Source organism: Nonomuraea sp. NPDC003754, assembly GCF_053605785.1.
Genome location: NZ_JBSGJX010000102.1, coordinates 1 through 4,423 on the forward strand (window position 1 = coordinate 1; position 4,423 = coordinate 4,423).

Annotated in this window: 4 protein-coding genes and 1 pseudogene; 3 read left to right on the forward strand and 2 right to left on the reverse strand. The window is 67.8% G+C overall.

The window, feature by feature from the left end:
- Positions 1 to 969 (forward strand): Tn3 family transposase (locus ACWEVS_RS45915; protein ID WP_452557522.1); only part of this gene is annotated, 969 nt, incomplete at its 5' end.
- A 32-nt stretch (positions 970 to 1,001) separates the two neighbouring features.
- Here ACWEVS_RS45915 and ACWEVS_RS45920 read toward each other — a convergent pair.
- Complete coding sequence (locus tag ACWEVS_RS45920) at positions 1,002 to 1,661, reverse strand: recombinase family protein (RefSeq protein WP_452557524.1); 660 nt, start codon at positions 1,659 to 1,661, stop codon at positions 1,002 to 1,004.
- Positions 1,662 to 2,029: 368 nt separating this feature from the next.
- On the opposite strand from ACWEVS_RS45920, the gene ACWEVS_RS45925 reads away from it, so the two are divergent.
- Positions 2,030 to 2,842, forward strand: a complete 813-nt coding sequence (locus ACWEVS_RS45925; RefSeq protein ID WP_452557526.1) for a hypothetical protein — start codon at positions 2,030 to 2,032, stop codon at positions 2,840 to 2,842.
- A gap of 43 nt (positions 2,843 to 2,885) precedes the next feature.
- A complete protein-coding gene (locus tag ACWEVS_RS45930; protein ID WP_452557528.1) occupies positions 2,886 to 3,869 on the forward strand; it encodes an SGNH/GDSL hydrolase family protein in 984 nt (327 codons plus the stop codon).
- A gap of 421 nt (positions 3,870 to 4,290) precedes the next feature.
- On the opposite strand, the pseudogene ACWEVS_RS45935 reads toward ACWEVS_RS45930, so the two are convergent.
- A pseudogene (locus ACWEVS_RS45935) lies at positions 4,291 to 4,423 on the reverse strand (IS5/IS1182 family transposase); the annotation flags it as partial.

Here is a 4,423-nt window from a genome sequence, read left to right on the forward strand (position 1 = left end):
CGCGCGGCGATCGCGACCCTGGTCAACGCCACCTTGCGGATGCGGGATCCGCTGTGGTGGGGCAACGGGACCGCGTGCGCGTCGGATTCGAAGAAGTTCGGGTCGTGGTCGTCGAACCTGATGACCGAATACCACGCCCGGTACGGCGGCCCCGGTGTCATGATCTATTGGCACGTGGACCGCAAGTCGGTGTGCGTCTACTCCCAGCTTCGGACCTGCAACGCCTCCGAGGTCGCCGCGATGATGGAGGGCGTGCTGCGGCACTGCACCGACGCCACCATCGATCGCCAGTACACCGATAGTCATGGCCAGTCGCTGGTCGGGTTCGCGTTCTCCTACTTGCTGGGGTTCAAGCTGCTGCCGCGGATGAAGAACATCGCCCGGCAGAAGCTGGTGAAGGCCGACATCGATGACCAGGTCCCGTCCTGCTTGGAGGGCATGGTGGCCGACAAGCCGATCGACTGGGAGATCATCGCTCAGCAGTATGACCAGATGGTGAAATACGCCACCGCCCTGCGGCTGGGCACGGCCGAGGCCGAGCAGGTGCTGCGCCGCTTCACCAGTGGCGGCCCCAAGCACTCTACCTACAAGGCCATCGAGGAACTCGGCAAGGCGGTCAAGAGCGTGTTCGTCGCCGAGTACGTAGCCTCGCAGGAGTTGCGCCGCGAGATCCACGAGGGCCTGCAGGTCGTGGAGAACTGGAACTCCGCCAACATCGACCTGTTCTACGGCAGCGCCGGCACCATCCCCGGCAGCGACAAGGAGCATCAGGAGGTCTCCATGCTCAGCCTTCTCCTGCTCCAGTCGGCGCTGGTCTTTCATCAACACCTTGCTGGTTCAGTCCGTCCTGAAGGACCCCGCCTGGCAGAAGAAGATGACCGACGCCGACAAGCGAGGACTTTCGCCACTGTGCTGGTCCAACGCCAACTTGTACGGCACGATCGACATCGACATGGGTCGCCGTCTTGACCTCGATCTGGTTGCCTGACCCTTCCCGTCGATCACGCCGATGGCCGAGGCAGGACGTCCTGGCCGGGTAGCAGGTCGGCCAGGGCGGTTCGCACGGCAGCCCGGCTTACCCCATGAGTCCGTGCCAGGGCTGCGATCGAGGTGCCCTCGTGGAAGGCCGCCCGCACGTCCTCGCGCCGGTCACCGTCCAGCGCGGGCGGCCGGCCGCGGTAGCGTCCTTCGGCCTCGGCGGCGGCGATCCCCTCGACGGTGAGCTCGTTCTGGATGTCACGTTGGAACTGGCCGACTGCGGTGATCACGTTGATGATGACGGCGGTGGTGGCGTCGTTGGCGGCGAGGTCGTGGAAGTTCGACAGCGGTCCGGACAGGACGCGCAGGGCGACGCCGCGGGCTTGGCACCAGTTGCGGACGGCGTGGATGTCGAGCAGGTCGCGGCAGAGCCGGAACAGCTCCGAGACCGTCAGGGTGTCGCCGGGGTGCGCCTTGGCGGCGATCTTGCCGAACGCGGGCCGGTCGAGGGCGGGGATCTTGGAGGTGGTGGCGGGGTCCTCGAAGAGGAGGACGCCGTCGGCAGGCCGGAATCCCTCGGCGACACCTTCGGTGCGCACGAGAAGGCCGGCCACGGTGAGGATGTGGCGCTGCCGTAGCAGAGACTGGGTCGCGGTGGAGACGCGGGAGTAGACGATCTGCACCGGGCTCTCCTCAGGAAGGGTTGGAGCCCGATCTTCCTGTCGGAAAATCCTGTCGTCAATTCGTGCTCGGAATCGGCCATCCGACGTCACGCTTCGTTACTCGATGTCCGGTTTTCGAGAGGACTTGCGGGGTCCAATCAGAGGATGTCGTTAAACCTTCTAATTCCGACACCCCGAGAAGGTGCCACAGCGCGATCAAGCCCCCTTCGAGGCTAGCGACACGTTTGGAACGGAGGATCGCCTTATGGTGGGCACGCAAGGTCCGCATTGGAGGCGCACTCTGATGGACGAGCTTCGCCTGTACTGAATGGTGCCTGGATGAACCCTCCAGGTCGGTGGCGCGTCCCTTTGGTGTGAAGAGATCGCGTTTGGCCGTCATCGCGCTGCTCGCGTCGTTGTGCGCCTGCGGCCAGTCTGGTGCTGGCCCGGTGCCCATTGTGGCCGGGACCGAGACGATCGTGTTGCCGCGGGCCGATCAGCCCAAAGCGCATCGGCCCACCCTGGAGCGGCTCAAGCGAGAGGCGGCGTCGTCGGGCCGGTCCCTGGAGGAGGTCGTCAAGCGGTACGCGACCCGGGTGGCTGCTACTTCGTCGCCCAAGCCGACGGACTTCGAGGGTTACGACCCTGCGGTGACCGATCCGGACGTGGGGATCGACGGCATTCCCTACGCCGAGCTGGTCGACCTCGGGGCCATCGCCAGATCGGAGGGCATCTCCTACGAGGAGGCCATCGATCGCTTCGGCTCACAGTCGTCCAACAGCCGGGTGATCGACAAACTTAACGCGGAGTTCCCTGACGAGATCTCCGGCGTCAGATACGTCGACGACCAGCGGGGGCTGCGCATCGGCTTCAAGGGTCCCATCCCGACTCGCGCGATCGAGCTGGCCAGGACCCTCCCCATGGAGGTCACCCTGATCGGCGGCAAGGAATTCTCGGCCTCGGAGCTCCGGCGGGCCCAGGACACGGTCGTCTCCTGGCTCCGATCCCGTCCTGAGGTGGCCACAATGATGGCGCACTCAGATGAGGAGACCGGCCAAGTCAAGGTCACAGTTCAGCCGAAGATGATGCCGGACGATGCCGAAGAGTTCAAGCGTGGGCTTCAGCTCCCGCAGCTGGACAATCCGCACATCACCGTCGAGGTCACGCTCTCCGCCGAATCGGTCGCCGTTCGGCCGCAGTGAGGGCCACCGAAACCCCCGACGCACTCACGGCCCGAACTCAAGCTTGATCCTTCACTCCGCTACCTGGCGGCTGGGGACATGTTCGGGAGCGGAGGGCCGAGCCCTCCAGGCAGCGGCCACCGACACCCCGCGCGCCGTCACCTTCGGCGGCCACCGGCGCACCGTCATCCCTCCCGGCGAAGAACGCCTCAGCGACCCCGCCCCGCTACCGGTCGGCCCCCTGGACAAGCTCGCCGTCACCCTGCGCTTCACCGATCCCACAGGTCCGGCCACCTTCCACCACTTCGCCCAGGCCACCGCCTACCGGGCCAAGGGCGACCATCTGAGCGACCCCGCCGGCGAGGCGTTCACCGAGACCAGCAACTCCTGGTACTACCTGACCGGCATCGAGGTCACCGGATCACGCAGCGAAGGCACCGTGGTCGCCTTCGGCGACTCCCTCACCGACGGCGTCGGCTCCACCGGGGGCGCCGACAACCGCTACCCCGACCAGCTCGCCGAACGGCTGGCCGCCCGGGGCCGTCCCCTGAGCGTCGTCAACGCCGGCATCGGCGGCAACCGCCTGCTGACCGACTCACCCGAATACGGCACCAACGGCCTGGCCCGCTTCCAGCGTGACGTCCTCGACAGGGCCGGCGTCCGCACGGTCATCGTCATGCAGGGCGTCAACGACCTGGCCGAATGGAACAAACCCCACCAGGCGACCGCAGGCCAGATCATCGACGGCCACAAGCAGCTGATCCGCGCCGCCCGCAGCAAAGGCATCAAGGTCATCGGCGCCACCATCCTGCCCATGAAAGGCTCCGACCTCGCCTACAGCCCAGCGGCCGAGGCCGTACGGGACCAGGTCAACCAGTGGATCCGCACCAGCGGCGGCTACGACCGTGTGGTCGACTTCGACCGCGTCGTCCGGCAGCCCGACGACCCCGACTCCCTGCGCCCGCGATATGACTCGGGCGACGGCATCCACCTCAACGACGCCGGCTACCACGCCATCGCCCGAGCCGTCGACCTCGACACCCTGTGACGCCCAGCCCCCACCGGATCCCTGCCGGCCAGGGCCGGCGTGCCGGACACGGGCCGCGCGCAATGGGTGAACCGCGCCTCGACGCCGGAGGCGATCGCCGATCCGATGGGGCCGGGCAGGGTCACCGGCCCGGCCTGCAGCGCGAGGGGTACCGCGCGGAGCGTCAGACGCGACCCATCCGGCCCGCACTCGCCCCAGGGACCGCGGCCGGGCGGGGTGCACCTCGCCCCCAGGGACCGCGGCCGGGCGGGGTGCATCGCGGACCAGATCTTCGCGGGCCCCGCTTCCCCGCGCCGCCGCCGCCGTCGTCGGCCGGCCCGTCTCCGGCCCGGTCTCCGGCAACGGCGCCCGGTCCGGGGCTCCCAGTCCTGCGCGCCCGGCCGGGGCGACGGGATCCGGGGGCTAGGAGCTGTTTCCTGGATCACGTGCGGAGCCAGATGACCAAGGCTGCGACCGTGGCGGTTCCCAGGAACATGTAGGCGCGTTTGTCGTAGCGGGTGGCCACCGCGCGGAAGTTCTTGAGCCGGTTGATCGCCCGCTCCACCACGTTGCGC